This is a genomic window from Duganella rhizosphaerae (genome assembly GCF_040364205.1).
Classification (GTDB): domain Bacteria; phylum Pseudomonadota; class Gammaproteobacteria; order Burkholderiales; family Burkholderiaceae_D; genus Rugamonas; species Rugamonas rhizosphaerae.
In genome coordinates this window covers 126449-142429 of the sequence record NZ_BPWK01000015.1, presented here as the reverse complement: position 1 = coordinate 142429, position 15981 = coordinate 126449, and the positions used below count along the sequence as shown (strand labels likewise).

Below are 15981 nucleotides of genomic sequence, written 5' to 3'. Positions count from 1 at the left end.
CTGTCGTGAGTTTAATGAATGAACAGCAGTGCAATGACAAATGGAATCAGGATGCCCAGGCCCACCATCGGCCAGGTGAACGGCCGGTTGGCCGCGTGGAATTTCAGGATCAGCAGGCCGGTGATGCAGAACACCAGGCAGGCGCCGGCAAAGATATCGATGAACCAGTTCCAGGCGGCGCCGGTGTTGCGGCCCTTGTGCACGTCGTTGAGCCAGGAGATCCAGCCGCGGTCGGTGTTTTCGAATTCGGCCGCGCCGTCTTCCAGCGCGATGCGCACCCAGGCGTCGCCGCCGGCCTTGGGCAGCGGCAGGTAGACTTCATCGGCGGCCCACTCGGCGACGCGGCCGCCGGCCTGCAGCTTCCAGGTGTCGCGCAGCCATTGCTCGGCGGCGGCCGGCAGCGGTTCCCTGGCGCCGTCGTGCTTGGCGGCGTAGGCGCGCAGCTGCGCCGTCAGCGCGGCCGGCGCGGTGGCCTGCAGGCGCACGACGGCCGGCTTGGCCTCGATCTGCGATGAATGGTTGAGCGTGATGCCGGTAATGCTGAACAAGAACATGCCCATCAAGCACATCGCCGAACTGACCCAATGCCATTGGTGCAGATGCTTGAGCCAAACGGCACGGCTGGCGTTGCGGGCGGAGGCTGCGGCTTGGGCGCTCAAGGGCTATCCTTCAATCGGTGAAAAGTAGATGATAATGATTATCATTTGCAAAGTCAATCGCCAGCATGTATCGCAAATGTAAAGCTACGTGCAGTTACGCACAGTGCTGGCGCCGCAGAGCGGTTAAGGTGGGACTTAACTCTGTCCGCACCACCCTCATGGAGGCACATCATGCCGTTCTACAATCAGGAACAAATCGCCACGCTCGCCGGCAAGATCAAGAATGTGCGCTTCGGCATGTTTACCACTTGCGACGACGACAACGCGCTCAGCAGCCGCCCGCTGGCCATGCAGCAGATCGACAGCGAGGGCAATCTGTGGTTTTTCACCGCGGACGACGCCGACTTTACCACCGCCTTGCAGCGGCATCCCGGTGTCAACGTCAATTTTTGCAACCCGGCCGAGAACCTGTACCTGTCGGTATGCGGCCAGGCCAGCGTGCTGAAGGATGCTATCAAGGCGCGCGAGCTGTGGCGCCCGATGTTGCGCAGCGCCTTCCCCGGCGGCCTGAACGATCCGCATCTGGCGCTGATACGGGTGCACATCCAGACCGCCGAATATTGGGACGCCAGCACCAGCAAGATGAAGCAGCTGTTCCATCTGGCCAAAGCCGCCATCGCCGGCCGCCCGCCGCAGCAGACGGGGCCGCACACGACGATCTGCCTGTAACGCTGCGGCAGTCATGCCCGCGAACGCGGGAATGACGAAAGCCGCCCGCACGGAAGTGTATGCGGGCGGCCAACTATCGATCAGCGCTTACGACTTGGAGCTGGAACCGCTCGACGATCCGGAACGGCTGGAACCGCTGCGGCCGCCTTTGCTGTTGTCGTCCTCGTCTTCCTTGCCGCCGCTCTGCGATGCGCTGCCGGGCGAGCTGCTCTGGCTGCTGCGCGCATCGTTCTTGTGGCTCATGCTGCCGGCCCGGCGCGCTTCTTCGGAAGTGAATTCGTGCGCCGTGCCTTTTTCGTGAGCCGCGCGGCCGCCTTCGGCCGCGATCTCACGCTGTTGTTGCGGGTCCATGGAAGCGAAGCCGCGCTTGCTGGTGTCCTTCTGCTGGCTGCCCGCTTTATCGCCTTGCTTGCTGCCTTGGTCATTGCCTTGATTGGAAGTCGCCATGATGGTCTCCTCGTGAAAACTACCGCTAACTGCTCCTGCTTGCAGCACAGGAGCAGTCATCGTAGTTCACGGCCCATCCACACAATATAGGACGCCCGCAGACAGTCATGTAGGATCATTCCGGCCACCGGTTGTATCGCTAACCGACTGTCTCTTACGCTGTCACGCGGGCACTTCGAACACAGCGTCGCCGGTGGTCAGGAACAAGCGCTCGCCGGGCTCGCGCGCCACCGCGTGGCCGCCGGTGAAGGCGCCGAACGACGGCAGCACCGCGCGCGCCGCGCCCAGCAAGAAGCACGGCAGCATCAGCGACTCGCGGCCGAGCCGCAAGCGGTAGAGCGGATGCACATGGCCGGCCAGCACGTAGGCCGGCACCAGCATGTCGGGATGGTGGCAGAAGGCGAACGGCGCCAGCGCGTGCGGCTCGTCGACCATATCGATCCCCAGCGAGGCCGGCGGATCGCCGGCGTGCGCATCGTGATTGCCGCGCACCACGATCAGGCGCAGCTGCGGATGGCGCCAGCGCCACTCGCGCATGGTCGCCAGCGTGGCGGCCGCGTGCGCCGCCTTCGCGTGCAGGAAGTCGCCGAGGAACAGGATCTGGCGCACGTCGTAGGCGCCGATCAGCGCATCGAGCGCGCCGGTGTTGGCGGCCGTGGTGCCGCCGGGCACGGGCACGCCCAGCGCGCGGAACGACGCCGCCTTGCCGAAATGGATATCGGCCACCACCAGCATCTTCTCGCGCGGCCAGTACAGCGCCTTCTGCGCCAGCAGCAGCACCAGCTCACCGGCCAGCCACACCGGCGCCACCGTGGTGATCGGCGCGCTCACGGCCCGGCCGCCTTTTCCAGTTCGCGCACCATGCGGGCCACGCGGTCGGACAGCTTTTCGGTGCTGAGCTTCTCGCGGAAGCGCTCCACCATCAGCGCGAAGCCGAACGGCGTGGCGCGCTTGACGGCGTGGAAGCTGACGCGGCGCGCCTGCAGCGCCAGCAAGGTCGCGCGCAGGCGCCCCAGTTCCAGCTCCTGTTCCAGCACTTCGCGCTGCGCCTGCGACAGCAGCAGGTTGCCGGCGTCGTGCTGGCTGAAGACCGAAAAGAACAGCGACGACGACGCCTGCAACTGCCGCGCGCTTTTCGGCTGGCCGGGATAACCCTGGAACACCAGGCCGGCGATGCGGGCGATCTCGCGGAAGCGTCGGCGCGACAGCTCGGTCGCATTCAGGCTGGCCAGCACGTCTTCCAGCAGATGGTCGGTGCTGAACAGCGCGACCTGGGCGCCATGCGCGCCGGCCAGCAGCGCCGGCCAATCCAGTTCCTGCGGCGCCAGCAGCTCCAGGCCGTAGTCGTTGACGGCGATGGAAAACGTCACCGGCGCCATGCGGCCCACGCGCCACGCCAGCAGCGAAGCGAGGCCGATATGCACCGAGCGGCCGGCGAACGGGAACATGAACAGATGGCAGCCTTCGCGGCTTTGCATGGCCTCGATCACGGTGGTATCGGGCGTCGGCAGCGCCGACCAGCGCTGCTGGATCGCCAGCAGCGGCTGCAAGGCCTGCATTTCCGGGCCGAGCCGCAGGTCGTCGCCGCCCGCCAGCTCGGCGAGGCGCAGCTGCTCCAGCGCCGCATGCGCCAGCTCGGACGACAGCGGCATCTTGCCGCCCTGCCAGCGCGGCACCGCGCCCCTGGCGCCGGTGGCGCGGCGCACGTAGGCAGTCATTTCGTGCAGGCGGACGAATTCCAGTATGCGTCCGGCGAACAGGAAGTGATCGCCCTTGCGCAGCCGCGAAATAAAGCCCTCCTCCACGCTGCCCAGGCGCCCGCCGCTGAGGTATTTGATCTGCAACGAGGACTCCGACACGATGGTGCCGATGCCCATGCGGTGGCGCCGCCCCAGCGCCGCATCCGGCACGCGGTAGACGCCCTCCTGGTCCGGCAGCACGCGGCGGTATTCGGGATACACTGCCAGCGTCTGCCCGCCGCGCGCGACGAAATCGAGCGCCCATTGCCATTCGTCGACGCCCAGGTCGCGATACGACCAGGCGCTGCGCACCTCCGCATACAGCTCGCCGGAACGGAAGCCGCCGCCCAGCGCGATCGTCACCAGGTGCTGCACCAGCACGTCGAGCGGCTTGTCCGGCACCGGGCGCGCCTCGATGTCGCGCGCCGCCACCGCCTGCTTCGCCCCGGCCGCCTCCAGCAGCTCCATGCTTTGCGTCGGCACCAGCGTCAGTCGCGAGACGCGGCCCGGCGCGTGGCCGCTGCGGCCGGCCCGCTGCAGCAGCCGCGCGATGCCCTTGGCGCTGCCGATCTGCAGCACCCGCTCGACCGGCAAAAAATCCACGCCCAGATCCAGGCTGGAGGTGCATACCACCGCCTTCAACTGGCCCTGCTTCAGGCCCTGCTCCACCCAGTCGCGCACCTCCTTGTCGAGCGAGCCGTGATGCAGCGCGATCAGCCCCGCCCAGTCGGGCCGGGCGTCGAGCAGGTGCTGATACCAAAGCTCCGCCTGCGAGCGCGTATTGGTGAACACCAGCGTGGCGGCGTGCCGTTCGATCTCCGCGATCACCGGCGCCAGCATCTGGATGCCGAGATGCCCGCCCCACGGAAAACGCGATGGATGCTCGGGGATCAGCGTATCGACCACGATCTGCTTGGCGACATGGCCTTCGATGACGACGCCGTCGGGCATCAGCGCCTCGCGCGCGCGCGTCAGGTTGCCCAGCGTGGCGGACAGTCCCCACACCAGCAGGCGCGGGTTCCAGTGCCGCAGACGCGCCAGCGCAAGTTGCGCCTGCACGCCGCGCTTGTTCCCCATCAGCTCATGCCATTCGTCGACGACGACCATGTCCAGCTGCGCGAACTGGGTCTGCGCCTCCGCCTTGCTGAGCATCAGCGTCAGGCTCTCGGGTGTGGTGATCAGGGTCTCCGGCAGGCGCTTGTTCTGGCGCGCGCGCTGGGCGGAGCCGGTGTCGCCGGTGCGCGATTCGATCTGCCAGTGCGGCGCCAGTTCGGCGGCCGACTGCTGCAGCGCGCGCAGCGTATCGGCCGCCAGCGCGCGCATCGGCGTGATCCACAGCACCCGCAGGCCGGCCCTGGCGCGTACGGCGGCGGCGCGTTGCAGCGCGGCGAACCAGACGGCGTAGGTCTTGCCGGCGCCGGTACTCGCATGCAGCAGGCCGGAATGGCCGGCGCCGGCGGCGGCCCAGACTTCGCGCTGGAACGGAAACACGCTCCAGCCGCGCGCGGCAAACCAGTCTTCGGTCGGGGATGGCGCGCTCATGACGCCAGCAGCGTTTTCAGCGAGTCCAGCGTATCGGCTTCCTCGATCGACTTGTCCTCGCGCCGCCGCAGGATGCGCGGGAAGCGCACGGCGATGCCGGACTTGTGGCGCTGCGAACTGGCGATGCCCTCGAAGCCGATCTCGAACACCATGCTCGGCGTGACGCTGCGCACCGGGCCGAATTTTTCAATGGTGGTCTTGCGGATCGCCTGGTCCACCTGCGCGATCTCGGCGTCGCTCAGACCCGAGTAGGCTTTGGCGAAAGGCACCAGCCTGCGCTCGCCGTCGCCGTCGTCCCAGACGGCGAAGGTGTAGTCGGTGTAGAGCGCGGCGCGCCGTCCGTGGCCGCTCTGCGCGTAGATCAGCACCGCGTCCACGCTGTAGGGATCGATCTTCCATTTCCACCAGGTGCCGCCGCTCTTGGTGCGGCCCACGCCGTAGCGGGCGTCCGCCGCCTTCAGCATCATGCCTTCGACGCCGCGTTCGCGCGACTGTTCGCGCAGCAGCGCCAGCTGCGCCCAGCTGTCGGCCACGATCAACGGCGCCAGCCGCAGTTGCGGGGTGCCGGGCTGGCTGGCGATGAACTGCTCCAGCATGCGGCGGCGCTCGGACTGCGGCAGCTCGCGCAGGTCGCGTCCCTCATATTCCAGCAGGTCGTAGGCCAGCAGCACCGCCGGCAGCTCGCCCAGCAGCCGGGCCGAGACCTGCTTGCGGCCCATGCGCTTCTGCAGGTCGGCGAACGGCGCCGGCGCCGGGCCGCCGTGCCAGATCAGGATCTCGCCGTCGAGCACCACGCCGTCGGGCAGGCGCAGGACGGCCAGCTCGGGGAAGCGCTCGGTGATCAGGTCCTCGCCGCGCGACCACAGCCAGTTTTGCCCCTGCCGGCAGACCAGCTGCGCGCGCATGCCGTCGTACTTCCATTCGACCTGCCAGTCCGCCAGCGCGCCCAGCGCGGCGGGCTCGCGCTCGAGCGGGTGCGCCAGGAAGAAGGGATAGGGCTGGCCGCCGCGCTGCGCGTGTTCCTCCTCGCTGTGGGCGGCGATCAGCTGCAGGAAGCCGGCCGGCGTCGGGCTGACGCTGCCGTCGGTCCAGCCCATCAGCCGTTGCGCCAGCAGCTTGCTGTCGACGCCGGCGACGGCGCTCAGCGCCCGCGTGACCAGCAGGCGCGAGACGCCGACGCGGAAGCCGCCGCCGATCAGCTTGGTCAGCAGGAAGCGTTCGCGCGCGTCCAGCTGGTCCCAGAACAGGAACAGCGCGGCGCGTATCGCTTCCGGCGCCGCGCCGCGCAGCGGCGCGATGGCCAGTTCGATCCAGTCGGCCAGGCCGATCTCGCTGTGGTGGCGCGGCGGCGGCAGGATGTGGGCGATGGTTTCGGCCAGGTCGCCGACCACGTGGTAGCACTCGTCGAACAGCCAGTCGTCCAGACCGGAGTATTCGATCGCGTATTGGCGCAGCAGCTTGGTCGGCACCGCCTGGCGCGGCTTGCCGCCGGCCAGGAAATACACGGCCCAGGCGGCATCCTGCGGCGCCGCGGCGGCAAAATAGGCCTGCAGCGCGGCCAGCTTGCGGCTGGTGGAGGTGGTCTCGTCCAGCTCGGCGTACAGACGGGCGAATTCACGCATCGCTGCCACCCTCCGGCGTGGCCGCGGCGGCGCCGGCGACCACGGCCGCATCGTCGGCCTCGTCGTCGCCGTATTCGGTGTCGAAGCCGCTGGCCTGCAAACCCTGCTGCTGCAGCCAGCGCACCAGCACTGCGATCGAGCCGTGGGTGACGATCACGCGCTGGGCGCCGGTGGCCTCGATGGCCTGCATCAACCCCGGCCAGTCGGCGTGATCGGACAGCACGAAGCCGCGGTCGACGCCGCGCCTGCGGCGCGCGCCACGCAGCTGCATCCAGCCGCTGGCGAAGGCGTCGCTGAAATCGCCGAAACGCTTGATCCACGGCGAGCCGGCCGCCGACGGCGGCGCGATGACGATCGCGCGGCCGATGGCGTCCTTGGGCACGTCGTTGACCATCACGGTCGGCGGCAGCCACACGCCTTCGTCGCGGTACACCTGGTTGAGCGCCTGCACCGCGCCATGGCAAATGATGGGGCCGATGGACGGATCCAGTCCGCTGAGCAGGCGCTGCGCCTTGCCGAAGCTATAGCATTGCATGACGCTGGCGCGGCCCAGCTCGGCGTTGCCGCGCCACCAATCGTTGATGTCGGCGAACACGTCGCGCTCCGGCTGCCAGCGGTAGATCGGCAGGCCGAACGTCGATTCGGTGATGAAAGTGTCGCAAGGCACCGGTTCGAACGCGGCGCAGGTGGCGTCCGCTTCGACCTTGTAGTCGCCGGAGGCCACCCACACCTCCCCCCGATGCTCCATGCGCACCTGCGCCGAGCCCAGCACATGGCCGGCCGGATGCAGCGAGATCGTCACGCCGTTGTGCGTGACGATCTCGCCGTAAGCGAGCCCGTCCACGTGGATCGGGCCCAGCCGCGACCGCATGACGTTCACGCCCGGCGCGGCGGCCAGGTAATGCCGGTGGCCGCCCCGAGCATGGTCGCCATGGGCGTGCGTAATGACAGCGTATTCAACCGGACGCCACGGGTCGATGTAAAACCCGCCCGGCACACAGTACAGGCCTTCCTTGCGCACTACCACCATATCGGACATGGCTTGCTTTCAAAATTCGATGCCCGATTCTAGCGCCGCCCGGCGGACCTATCTGTCACGCAACGCACCAAGCTCAAATGGCGTCGATATATTCCGTCATGAATCCGATGTTCTCATCGACCTCCTGATTGATGATGACGTGCTCCTCGCCGATCTTCAGCATGGCCTCGATGTGCGGCGACAGCCTTGGTGGCCCGTATGGCAAGGTCTTTACTTCCCTGGACAACACTCCCTGCTTTCCCTGACGCGGTAGGACGGCGTTCTTTTTTCTGGTTGACATAGGTAATCCGTTTTTTGTGCTCAACAAATCGCTGGACGGGCAAGCCGCAGCGCACTGCCACCAGAGTATCGCGAGCAGCGCGCGCACGCCATCGGAGACTGCCTACAACCATCGTAGGAGTGTCTCGGAAAACGGCTAGGAGTCGTTAGGAGTGGCTACGAGTTGAGTCCCTTCATGCCTTCCTGCGGATAGCGCGCGCCGGCGGCGATACCGGGCGGCAGCGCCGCGCCGATGCGGACCAGCTCCTCCGCGCTGAGCTGCACGCGCAGCGCGCCCAGGTTCTCCAGCATGTAAGGGATGCGCTTGGTTCCCGGGATGGGGACGATGTCGTCGCCCTGCGCCAGCAGCCAGGCCAGCGCCAGCTGCGCCGGCGTGCAACCCTTGTCGGCGGCGATCTCGCGCACGATGTCGACGATGCGCTGGTTGGCGGCCAGGTTTTCCTCGGCAAAGCGCGGGCTGAACTTGCGGAAGTCGCCCTCTTCCAGCGGCACCGCTTTGCCGGTCAGGAAGCCGCGGCCCAGCGGGCTGTAGGCGCAGAACACCGCGCCCACTTCGCGGCAGGCTTGCAGCACGCCGTCTTCCGGATCGCGCGTCCACAGCGAGTATTCGCTTTGCACGGCGGCCACCGGATGCACGGCGGCGGCGCGGCGCAAGGTGGCGGGCGACACTTCGCACAGGCCGATGCCGCCGATCTTGCCCTGGCGGACCAGTTGCGCCAGGGCTTCCATCGATTCCTCCAGCGGGGTTTCCGCCAGGTTCAAACGGTGCATATAGTATAAATCGATATGCTCGATATCCAGCCGGCGCAGCGAGGCCTCGCAGGCCGCGCGGATGTAGGCCGGCGAGTTGTCGATGCGGCGCTCGTAGTTGCCGGCCTTGCGCACCAGGCCGAACTTGGTGGCCAAGGTCACCTGTTCGCGCTTGCCGCGCAGGAAGCGGCCCAGCAGCTCTTCGTTGTGGCCGGCGCCGTAGGAGTCGGCGGTGTCGAACAGCGTCACGCCCGCCTCGTAGGCGGCCTCCAGCGTGGCCAGCGATTGCGCGTCGTCGGTGGCGCCGTAGAACTCCGACATGCCCATGCAGCCAAAACCCAAACCCGATAATTTCTTCATGCTCAACTCCGTTGTTGGTCGATGGGGCAGAGTCTAGCCACTGTGCGCGGCGGGCGGAATGTGCAAAAACGTGATACCTTTTTAGTATCATGAGAAAACTCGATACCAACGCATTACAGATGTTCGTCGCCGTCGCCCAGTGCCTGAATTTCCGTCAGGCCGCCGAACAGCTGCACATGACGCAGCCGCCGCTGAGCCGCGCGGTGCGGCAGATGGAGGAGCGCCTCGGCGTCAAGCTGTTCGAGCGCGACACCCAGCACGTGGCGCTGACGCCGGCCGCCACCGAGCTGCTGCCGCGCGCGCTGCGCATCCTGGCGCTGCTGGACCAGGCCGAACAGGCGCTGCAGGCGCGCCAGCCCGCCATGCGGCTGCGGCTGGGCATGACGTCGTCGATGGAGTCCGACCTGTACCGCGCCTTCACCGACGGCGTCTCGGCCGAGCTCGGCGGCCACGGCGCGGCGTTGGACACCGTGTTCGACGCCTCGCCGCGCCTGGTCGCCCGCCTGCGCGCGCGGCGGCTGGACGCGGCCATCATCGCGCTGCCGACCAAGACCTTCGACCTGCCGGTGCTGCAACTGGGCAAACAGCCGACCCTGGTGGCGCTGTCGAGCCGCCATCCGCTGGCCAGGCGCCGCAGCCTGGCGCTGGCCGACCTGCAAGATCAGCCGGTGTACTGGTTCGAGCGGGCGCGCCAGCCGGCCTTCTTCGACCACAGCCACGCGGTGTTCCGCAAGCACGGCTTCGCGCCGCGCTTCCTGCGCGAGCCGCACGACCACCATGTGCTGCTCAGCGACGTCGCGGCCGGCAAGGGCATGGCGCTGCTGCCGACTTCGTTCGCGGCGATCAGCCGCAGCGGCGTGTCCTACCGCAAGCTGAAGGAAGGCGACGAACTGGCCGCCGGCCTGGGCCTGATCGTTGCCGAAGGCCACCCGGCCGCCGCCCTGCTGCGCCGGCTGGCGAGCGAGACGCTGGGCTAGTCCTGGGCCGATCCACAGCAGCTTGACCTGGAAACGGCTACCATATCGTCCTGGAAAATTTTTCTTAAAAGATCATCATGACTTTCACCCTCAGCGACACCGCCTACGGCACCGACACTCCCGAAGCCAAACGCGCCATGTTCGACGACCTGCGCTCGCAGCTGACCGGCCTGGTGCACGGCGAAAGCGACCTGATCGCCAATACCGCCAACTTCAGCTCGCTGGTGTTCAACAGCATGCCTGGCCTGAACTGGGCCGGTTTCTACTTCCTCAAAGGCGACGAGCTGGTGCTGGGACCGTTCCAGGGCAAGCCGGCCTGCATCCGCATCAAGAAGGGCCGCGGCGTCTGCGGCACCACCGTGGTGGAGGGCAAGTCCATCGTCGTGGCGGACGTGCACGCCTTCCCGGGGCACATCGCCTGCGACGTCAACTCGCGTTCTGAGCTGGTGGTGCCGGTGCGCGGCGTGGACGGCGAGATCGTCGGCGTGTTCGACCTCGACAGCCCGCTGCCGAACCGCTTCGACCAGACCGACGCCGACGGCATCGAGATGCTGGTCAAGATCCTCGAAGCCACGCTGGCCTAAGCAAACATAGCAACCCTGGGGTCAGATCTGACATTCGGACACGAGCTCTGCCGTAACAAATACTACGGCAGAGCTCGTGTCCGAATGTCAGATCTGACCCCGATTTTTTGCTTGCCAACAGACCGACCGGTCTGTACATTGCCCACATGACCACACTCCCCACCCGAGACCGGCTCATCCGCGCCATGGGCAACGCCCTGCAGCACAAAGGCTTGCACGGCGTCGGCCTGAGCGAAATCCTGGCGGCCGCCGACACGCCCAAGGGCGGCCTGTACCACCATTTCCCCGGCGGCAAGGCCGAGCTGGCGGTGGCGGCCATCGAACAACAAGTGGCCGATCTGCGCGCCCTGCTCGACAAACTCTTGCCCGGCGCCGATCCGGTGGCGGCGCTGGAACTGTGGATCGCCCGCGCCCAACAGCAGCTGGCCGCCAGCGGCTTCCAGCGCGGCTGCCCGCTGGCCACGGTGGCGCTGGAATCGTCGGTCGAGGACGTCGCCATCCGCCAGGCGCTGGCCGACGGCTTTGCCGCCATCCGCGCCCGGCTGGCGCTCGCCTTCGAAGCGTCCGGCAGCATCGCCAACGCCGCCGGCCTGGCCGCGCTGATCGTCGCCGCCTACGAAGGGGCGCTGCTGCAAGCGCGCGTGGCCGGCAGCGTGGCGCCGATGGAACTGGTCAGCGCCACCCTGTTGCCGCTGCTGCGCGCTCAACTACAAGGACACCGCAATGATCACGCCGATGACTGAACAGCTTACCCTGCAGGCGGCCGACGGCTACCCCATCGTCGCCACGCTCTACCCCGCCGCCGGCGAGACGCTGGCCCACCTGATCGTGGCCAGCGCCACCGGCGTGCCGCAAGGCTACTACCGCCGCTTCGCCCAGTTCGCCGCCGCGCGCGGCTACCGCGTGCTGACCCTGGACTATCGCGGCATCGGCCTGTCCAGGCCGGCCACACTGAAGGGCTTCGCCGTGGATTACCTGGATTGGGGCCGGCTCGACCTGGCCGCCGCCGTCGAGCACATGGCCGGCGGCGACGTACCGCTGCTGCTGGTCGGCCACTCCTACGGCGGCCATGCGCTCGGACTGCTGCCCAACCAGCACAAGATCGCCGCCAGCTATCTGTTCGGCACCAGCGCCGGCTGGCACGGCTGGATGCCGCCGCTGGAACGGGTCAAGGTCTGGTTCACCTGGAATCTGCTCGGCCCGCTGCTGACGCGCTGGCACGGCTATCTGGCGTGGAGCAAGCTGGGCATGGGCGAGGACTTGCCGCTGGGCGTGTACCGGCAATGGAAAAACTGGTGCCGCTATCCGCACTACTTCTTCGACGATCCCAAGATGACAGGCATCCGCAGCAGCTACGACCGGGTGCGCACGCCGGTGGTGGCGCTCAACTCGCTGGACGACCTGTGGGCGGGCCCGGCCTCGCGCGACGCCTTCATGGCCGGCTACCGCAACGCCCGCGTCACCCGCGTGACCATCGATCCGGCCCGCGCCGGCATCGGCGCCATCGGCCACATGGGCTACTTCAAGGCCAAGGCGCAGCCGCTGTGGGAAGACGCGCTGGGCTGGTTTCAGACCGAGCTGAGCTCCGCCACGAAATCGTAGGCGTCGCCGCGGAAATACGAGCGGCAAAACTCCACCACCCGGCCGTCGGACAGGAAGCCCAAACGTTCGACGGCCAGTCCCGCATCCGCCTCCTTCGCCTCCAGCAGGCGCGCCTGCTCCGCGCTCAACAGCAAGGCCGACAGCCGCTGCATGGCCCGCACCGGCCGGTTGCCGCTGCGGTTCAGCGCCTCGTACATCGACTTGTCCACCGACTCCGGCGACGGCAGGCAGTCGGCCGGCACGGTCGCGTATTCCACGCACATCGGCGTGTCGTCGGCAAAGCGGATGCGGTGAAAGCGGTACACCCGTTCGCCCGGGCTGATGCGCAACCGCGCCGCCTCCTCGCTGGTGGCGGCGCCGGCGCTGCGCTCCAGCCAGGTGCTGCCGGGCTGGCGCCCGCGCGCCCGCATGTCCTCGGAAAATGAACTGAGCTTGGAAAAATTCTGCTCGATGCGGGTGTGGTTGATGAAGTTGCCCGAACCGGGACGCCGCACCAGCAAGCCTTCCGCCACCAGCCCGTCGAGCGCCTTGCGCACCGTCAGCCGCGACACGTTCAAATCGCTGGCCAGCTTGCGCTCCGGTGGCAGGGCGTCGTCCGGCAACAGCACGCGCTGGGCGATGGCCTCGCGCAAGGCGCGCTGCAGCTGGTGATACAGCGGCAGGCTGCTGGTATCGCTGAGCACTTTCATGATGTTGGTCAATGTCACCATACGATTCCCTTTGCCACGCACTAGTACCAATTAAGTACCAAAATTTAACGGCCGTCTTGAAGTATTTTTAACATTTCGCACCAAACAGGTGAATATTAAGCGATTTTTTGTCTAAAAAACACCACAGCCACCTTTATTTTCACAACTGGTAGCGCTTTGGTATCATTGTTTACAGTATATTGGCATCGAACTGGTTTGGTTGTTTGGTTTGCAAGGGGGAATCTTGCGAGAGATTCATCATCACAAGAAGTGAACAGGCCCGTCCTGGGCCATTTTGGAGATTTGCAATGACGTTTCGACAGCACGCAGCAAGCAACGCTACCTCGGCCCGCACCGGCCTGACACCGATCGCCGCCGCCGTCGGCATGATGATCGCCGCCGCCGTCTACGCAACGCCGGCCATGGCGCAACAGGCGACGCCGCCTGCCAATGCCGACACCCCGTCGTCCATCGTGACCGTTTCGGGCGTACGCGCCGCCCTGGAACAGTCGCTGAAGCAAAAGCGCAACGCCGACTCGGTGGTGGAAGTGGTGACCGCCGAAGACATCGGCAAGATGCCGGACAAAAACGTCGCCGACGCCATCCAGCGCCTGCCCGGCGTGAACATCCAGTCGTCGGCCGGCGGTGAAGGCGGCTTCGGCGAGAACGACCGCGTCAGTCTGCGCGGCACCAGCCCGTCCCTGCAACAAACCCTGTTCAACGGCCACGCCATCAGCACCGGCGACTGGTTCGTATTGAACCAGTTCGGCGGCAACGTCGGCCGCTCCAGCAGTTTCTCGCTGCTGCCGTCCGAGCTGGTCAGCTCGGTCGTGGTGCACAAATCGCAGACCGCCGACCTGGTCGAGGGCGGCGTGTCCGGCGCCATCGACGTCATCACCCGCCGTCCGCTGGAATTCAAGAAGGCGCTGACGCTGGAAGCGTCGGTGCAGGCGGTGTACAACGACTTGTCCAGCAAGACCGAGCCGCAGTTCTCCGGCCTGTTCGCCTGGAAGAACGACACCAACACCGCCGGCGTGCTGGTGCAGGCGTTCTCCGAAAAAACCAGCGTGCGCCGCGACGGCCAGGAAGTGCTGGGCTACGCCACGGTGGCCGCCGACAGCGCCGCCGCCAAGGCCAATCCGGCGCTGGCCGGCCTGCGCGTGCCAACCTTCATCGGCGCCTCGCTGTTCGAGCAAAAGAAAAAACGCGAGGGCGGCGCCTTCGACGCCGAGTTCAAGCCGTCGAAGGAACTGACGCTGGACGTCAACGGCTTTTACTCCAAGCTGAGCGCACCGCACCAGAACACCAACTGGCTGGCGGCGCCCGCCAACTCCTTCAATCGCGACAACCTGCTGCCGACCAACGTCGTCACCAAGAACGGCACCGTCACCGGCGCCAGCTTCGCCAGCAATTCGGGCGAGGTCGACAACATCTACCGTCCGGACGCGGGCGGCGAAGCCTACTACGCCGACTTCAATTTCCGCTACCGCGCCACGCAGGACCTGACCTTCAGCGGCAAGGCCGGCCTGACCCACGGCGAAGGCTGGGACCACGGCGACGTCTATTACCAGAACAACGTCAGCGGCGGCATGACCTACCAGTTGAACGGCCTGAGCCCGGCCAACGTGTCCTACCCCGGCGGCGTGACCACCAAGCCCGGCAGCACCGCCTGGGCCGGCGGCGGCGAGGCGCAATCGATTGACAAGGAACACTACGCCCAACTGGACGGCGAGCTGCGCATCAGCGAAGGCGTGTTCGATTCGGTCAAGTTCGGCGTCCGCTTCACCGACCACAAACGCAGCGCCGAGCATCCGCTGGAAACCCGCCCGGGTCCGCTGGGCTTCAGCAATCCCGGCCCGGTGTGGAATGGCGAGCAGTATCCGAGCGACTTCGCCTCCAACCTGGGCGGCAACCTGTCGTCGGCCTACTTCCGCTACGACGGCGCGGCGCTGGGCGCATGGGGCGCGGTGCCGGGCAACCGCCTGCTGGACTACACGCTGCGCCACAACTGGACCGACGAATTCAAGGTCAACGAAAAAACCACCGCGATCTACGGCATGGCCAACCTGGCCGGCGACGGCTGGAGCGGCAACGCCGGCGTGCGCGGCATCCGCACCAAGCAGACGTCGATCGTCAACCTGGCCGGCGGCTCCGCACCGATCACCGGTTCGGCCTTCGGCCCCTACACCCCGACCGCGTTCGAACGCACCTACAACGACGTGCTGCCTAGCGCGAACGTCAAGTTCGACCTGAACCAGGACCTGGTGGTGCGCGCCGCCCTGGCGCGGGCGATGTCGCGTCCCGACTACAGCGCGCTGGGCGGCTCGGTATCGCTGAACGACGATGCGCTCAGCGGCAGCGGCGGCAACGCCAAGCTCGACCCGGTCCGTTCCAACAACGCCGAAGTCAGCGCGGAATGGTACTTCGCGCCGAAGTCCTCGCTGTCGGCCGGCCTGTTCTACATGGACCTGGTCTCGGTGGTGGCGCAAGGCACCACGTCCGGCACCTTCTTCAACAACAAGCAGAACAAGCAGACCGTGTACCAGATCACGTCGCCGTTCAACACCAGCGGCAAGAACAAGGGCGTGGAGCTGAGCTACCAGCAGCCGCTGTTCAACAGCTTCGGCGTGCTGGCCAACTACACCTACGCCGACGGCAAGCTGGCCGACGGCACCGAGCTGCTGAACTCCTCGAAGAGCACCTACAACATCACCGGCTTCTACGAGGATGCCAAGTTCAGCGCTCGCCTGGCGTACAACTACCGTTCCAGCTACAAGGCCGGCGTCGACCGTGGCGCCAGCCAGCACGTGAAGGGCGCGGGCAACCTGGCGGGCTCGTTGAACTACAAGATCAACGAGCAGCTGTCGATCACCTTCGACGCGCTGAACCTGACCAACACCACCATCAAGATGTACGCGGAAACGCCTGACCAGCCGCGCGCGTTCTACTCGAACGGCCGCACCTTCTACCTGGGTCTGCGCGCCAAGCTGTAATCGCAAGGTTGTAAAGAGGTTGTACCAAGG

At 66.7% G+C, this 15981-nt stretch carries 15 protein-coding genes; 6 read left to right on the top strand and 9 right to left on the bottom strand.

The window, feature by feature from the left end; all coding sequences use genetic code 11:
• Nucleotides 1–11 precede the first annotated feature (11 nt).
• Nucleotides 12–659 carry a PepSY-associated TM helix domain-containing protein gene (locus RUGAMON1_RS26165; protein ID WP_445233280.1) on the bottom strand — a complete coding sequence of 216 codons (648 nt, stop codon included), beginning with the start codon at nucleotides 657–659 and terminating at the stop codon, nucleotides 12–14.
• A gap of 171 nt (nucleotides 660–830) precedes the next feature.
• On the opposite strand from RUGAMON1_RS26165, the gene RUGAMON1_RS26160 reads away from it, so the two are divergent.
• Complete coding sequence (locus RUGAMON1_RS26160; protein WP_445233279.1) at nucleotides 831–1328, top strand: pyridoxamine 5'-phosphate oxidase family protein; 498 nt, start codon at nucleotides 831–833, stop codon at nucleotides 1326–1328.
• 87 nt (nucleotides 1329–1415) lie between these two features.
• Here RUGAMON1_RS26160 and RUGAMON1_RS26155 read toward each other — a convergent pair whose 3' ends face one another.
• The 7 genes from RUGAMON1_RS26155 to RUGAMON1_RS26125 form a co-directional block, all read right to left on the bottom strand.
• Complete coding sequence (locus RUGAMON1_RS26155; protein ID WP_445233278.1) at nucleotides 1416–1775, bottom strand: KGG domain-containing protein; 360 nt, start codon at nucleotides 1773–1775, stop codon at nucleotides 1416–1418.
• 162 nt (nucleotides 1776–1937) lie between these two features.
• Nucleotides 1938–2606: a ligase-associated DNA damage response endonuclease PdeM gene (gene pdeM, locus RUGAMON1_RS26150; RefSeq protein ID WP_445233277.1), complete on the bottom strand. Its 669-nt coding sequence runs from the start codon at nucleotides 2604–2606 to the stop codon at nucleotides 1938–1940.
• The gene (locus tag RUGAMON1_RS26145) at nucleotides 2603–5056 is read right to left on the bottom strand and encodes a ligase-associated DNA damage response DEXH box helicase (protein ID WP_445233276.1); all 2454 of its coding nucleotides are present in this window, start codon (nucleotides 5054–5056) and stop codon (nucleotides 2603–2605) included. The genes pdeM and RUGAMON1_RS26145 overlap by 4 nt, the downstream gene beginning before the upstream one ends.
• The gene (locus RUGAMON1_RS26140) at nucleotides 5053–6678 is read right to left on the bottom strand and encodes an ATP-dependent DNA ligase (protein ID WP_445233275.1); all 1626 of its coding nucleotides are present in this window, start codon (nucleotides 6676–6678) and stop codon (nucleotides 5053–5055) included. The genes RUGAMON1_RS26145 and RUGAMON1_RS26140 overlap by 4 nt, the downstream gene beginning before the upstream one ends.
• On the bottom strand, nucleotides 6671–7717 hold the full coding sequence (locus tag RUGAMON1_RS26135; protein WP_445233274.1) for a ligase-associated DNA damage response exonuclease: 1047 nt from the start codon (nucleotides 7715–7717) through the stop codon (nucleotides 6671–6673). Before RUGAMON1_RS26135 ends, RUGAMON1_RS26140 begins: the two co-directional genes overlap by 8 nt.
• Nucleotides 7718–7790: 73 nt before the next feature.
• The gene (locus tag RUGAMON1_RS26130; RefSeq protein ID WP_445233273.1) at nucleotides 7791–7943 is read right to left on the bottom strand and encodes a hypothetical protein; all 153 of its coding nucleotides are present in this window, start codon (nucleotides 7941–7943) and stop codon (nucleotides 7791–7793) included.
• Nucleotides 7944–8152: 209 nt separating this feature from the next.
• Nucleotides 8153–9106, bottom strand: a complete 954-nt coding sequence (locus RUGAMON1_RS26125; RefSeq protein WP_445233272.1) for an aldo/keto reductase — start codon at nucleotides 9104–9106, stop codon at nucleotides 8153–8155.
• An 89-nt stretch (nucleotides 9107–9195) separates the two neighbouring features.
• Between RUGAMON1_RS26125 and RUGAMON1_RS26120 the strand changes: the two genes are divergently transcribed.
• From RUGAMON1_RS26120 to RUGAMON1_RS26105, 4 genes are all read left to right on the top strand, one after another.
• Nucleotides 9196–10083 carry a LysR family transcriptional regulator gene (locus tag RUGAMON1_RS26120; RefSeq protein ID WP_445233271.1) on the top strand — a complete coding sequence of 296 codons (888 nt, stop codon included), beginning with the start codon at nucleotides 9196–9198 and terminating at the stop codon, nucleotides 10081–10083.
• Nucleotides 10084–10160: 77 nt separating this feature from the next.
• A complete protein-coding gene (gene msrC, locus RUGAMON1_RS26115; RefSeq protein ID WP_445233270.1) occupies nucleotides 10161–10667 on the top strand; it encodes a free L-methionine (R)-S-oxide reductase MsrC in 507 nt (168 codons plus the stop codon).
• Nucleotides 10668–10813: 146 nt separating this feature from the next.
• Entirely contained in the window at nucleotides 10814–11410 is a 597-nt protein-coding gene (locus tag RUGAMON1_RS26110) for a TetR/AcrR family transcriptional regulator (protein WP_445233269.1), read from the top strand.
• Complete coding sequence (locus RUGAMON1_RS26105) at nucleotides 11403–12269, top strand: alpha/beta hydrolase family protein (protein ID WP_445233268.1); 867 nt, start codon at nucleotides 11403–11405, stop codon at nucleotides 12267–12269. Before RUGAMON1_RS26110 ends, RUGAMON1_RS26105 begins: the two co-directional genes overlap by 8 nt.
• Here RUGAMON1_RS26105 and RUGAMON1_RS26100 read toward each other — a convergent pair.
• Complete coding sequence (locus RUGAMON1_RS26100; protein ID WP_445233267.1) at nucleotides 12236–12979, bottom strand: GntR family transcriptional regulator; 744 nt, start codon at nucleotides 12977–12979, stop codon at nucleotides 12236–12238. The two genes, RUGAMON1_RS26105 and RUGAMON1_RS26100, sit on opposite strands and share 34 nt — an antisense overlap.
• 287 nt (nucleotides 12980–13266) lie before the next feature.
• Between RUGAMON1_RS26100 and RUGAMON1_RS26095 the strand changes: the two genes are divergently transcribed.
• Entirely contained in the window at nucleotides 13267–15951 is a 2685-nt protein-coding gene (locus RUGAMON1_RS26095; protein WP_445233266.1) for a TonB-dependent receptor, read from the top strand.
• Nucleotides 15952–15981: the final 30 nt, after the last annotated feature.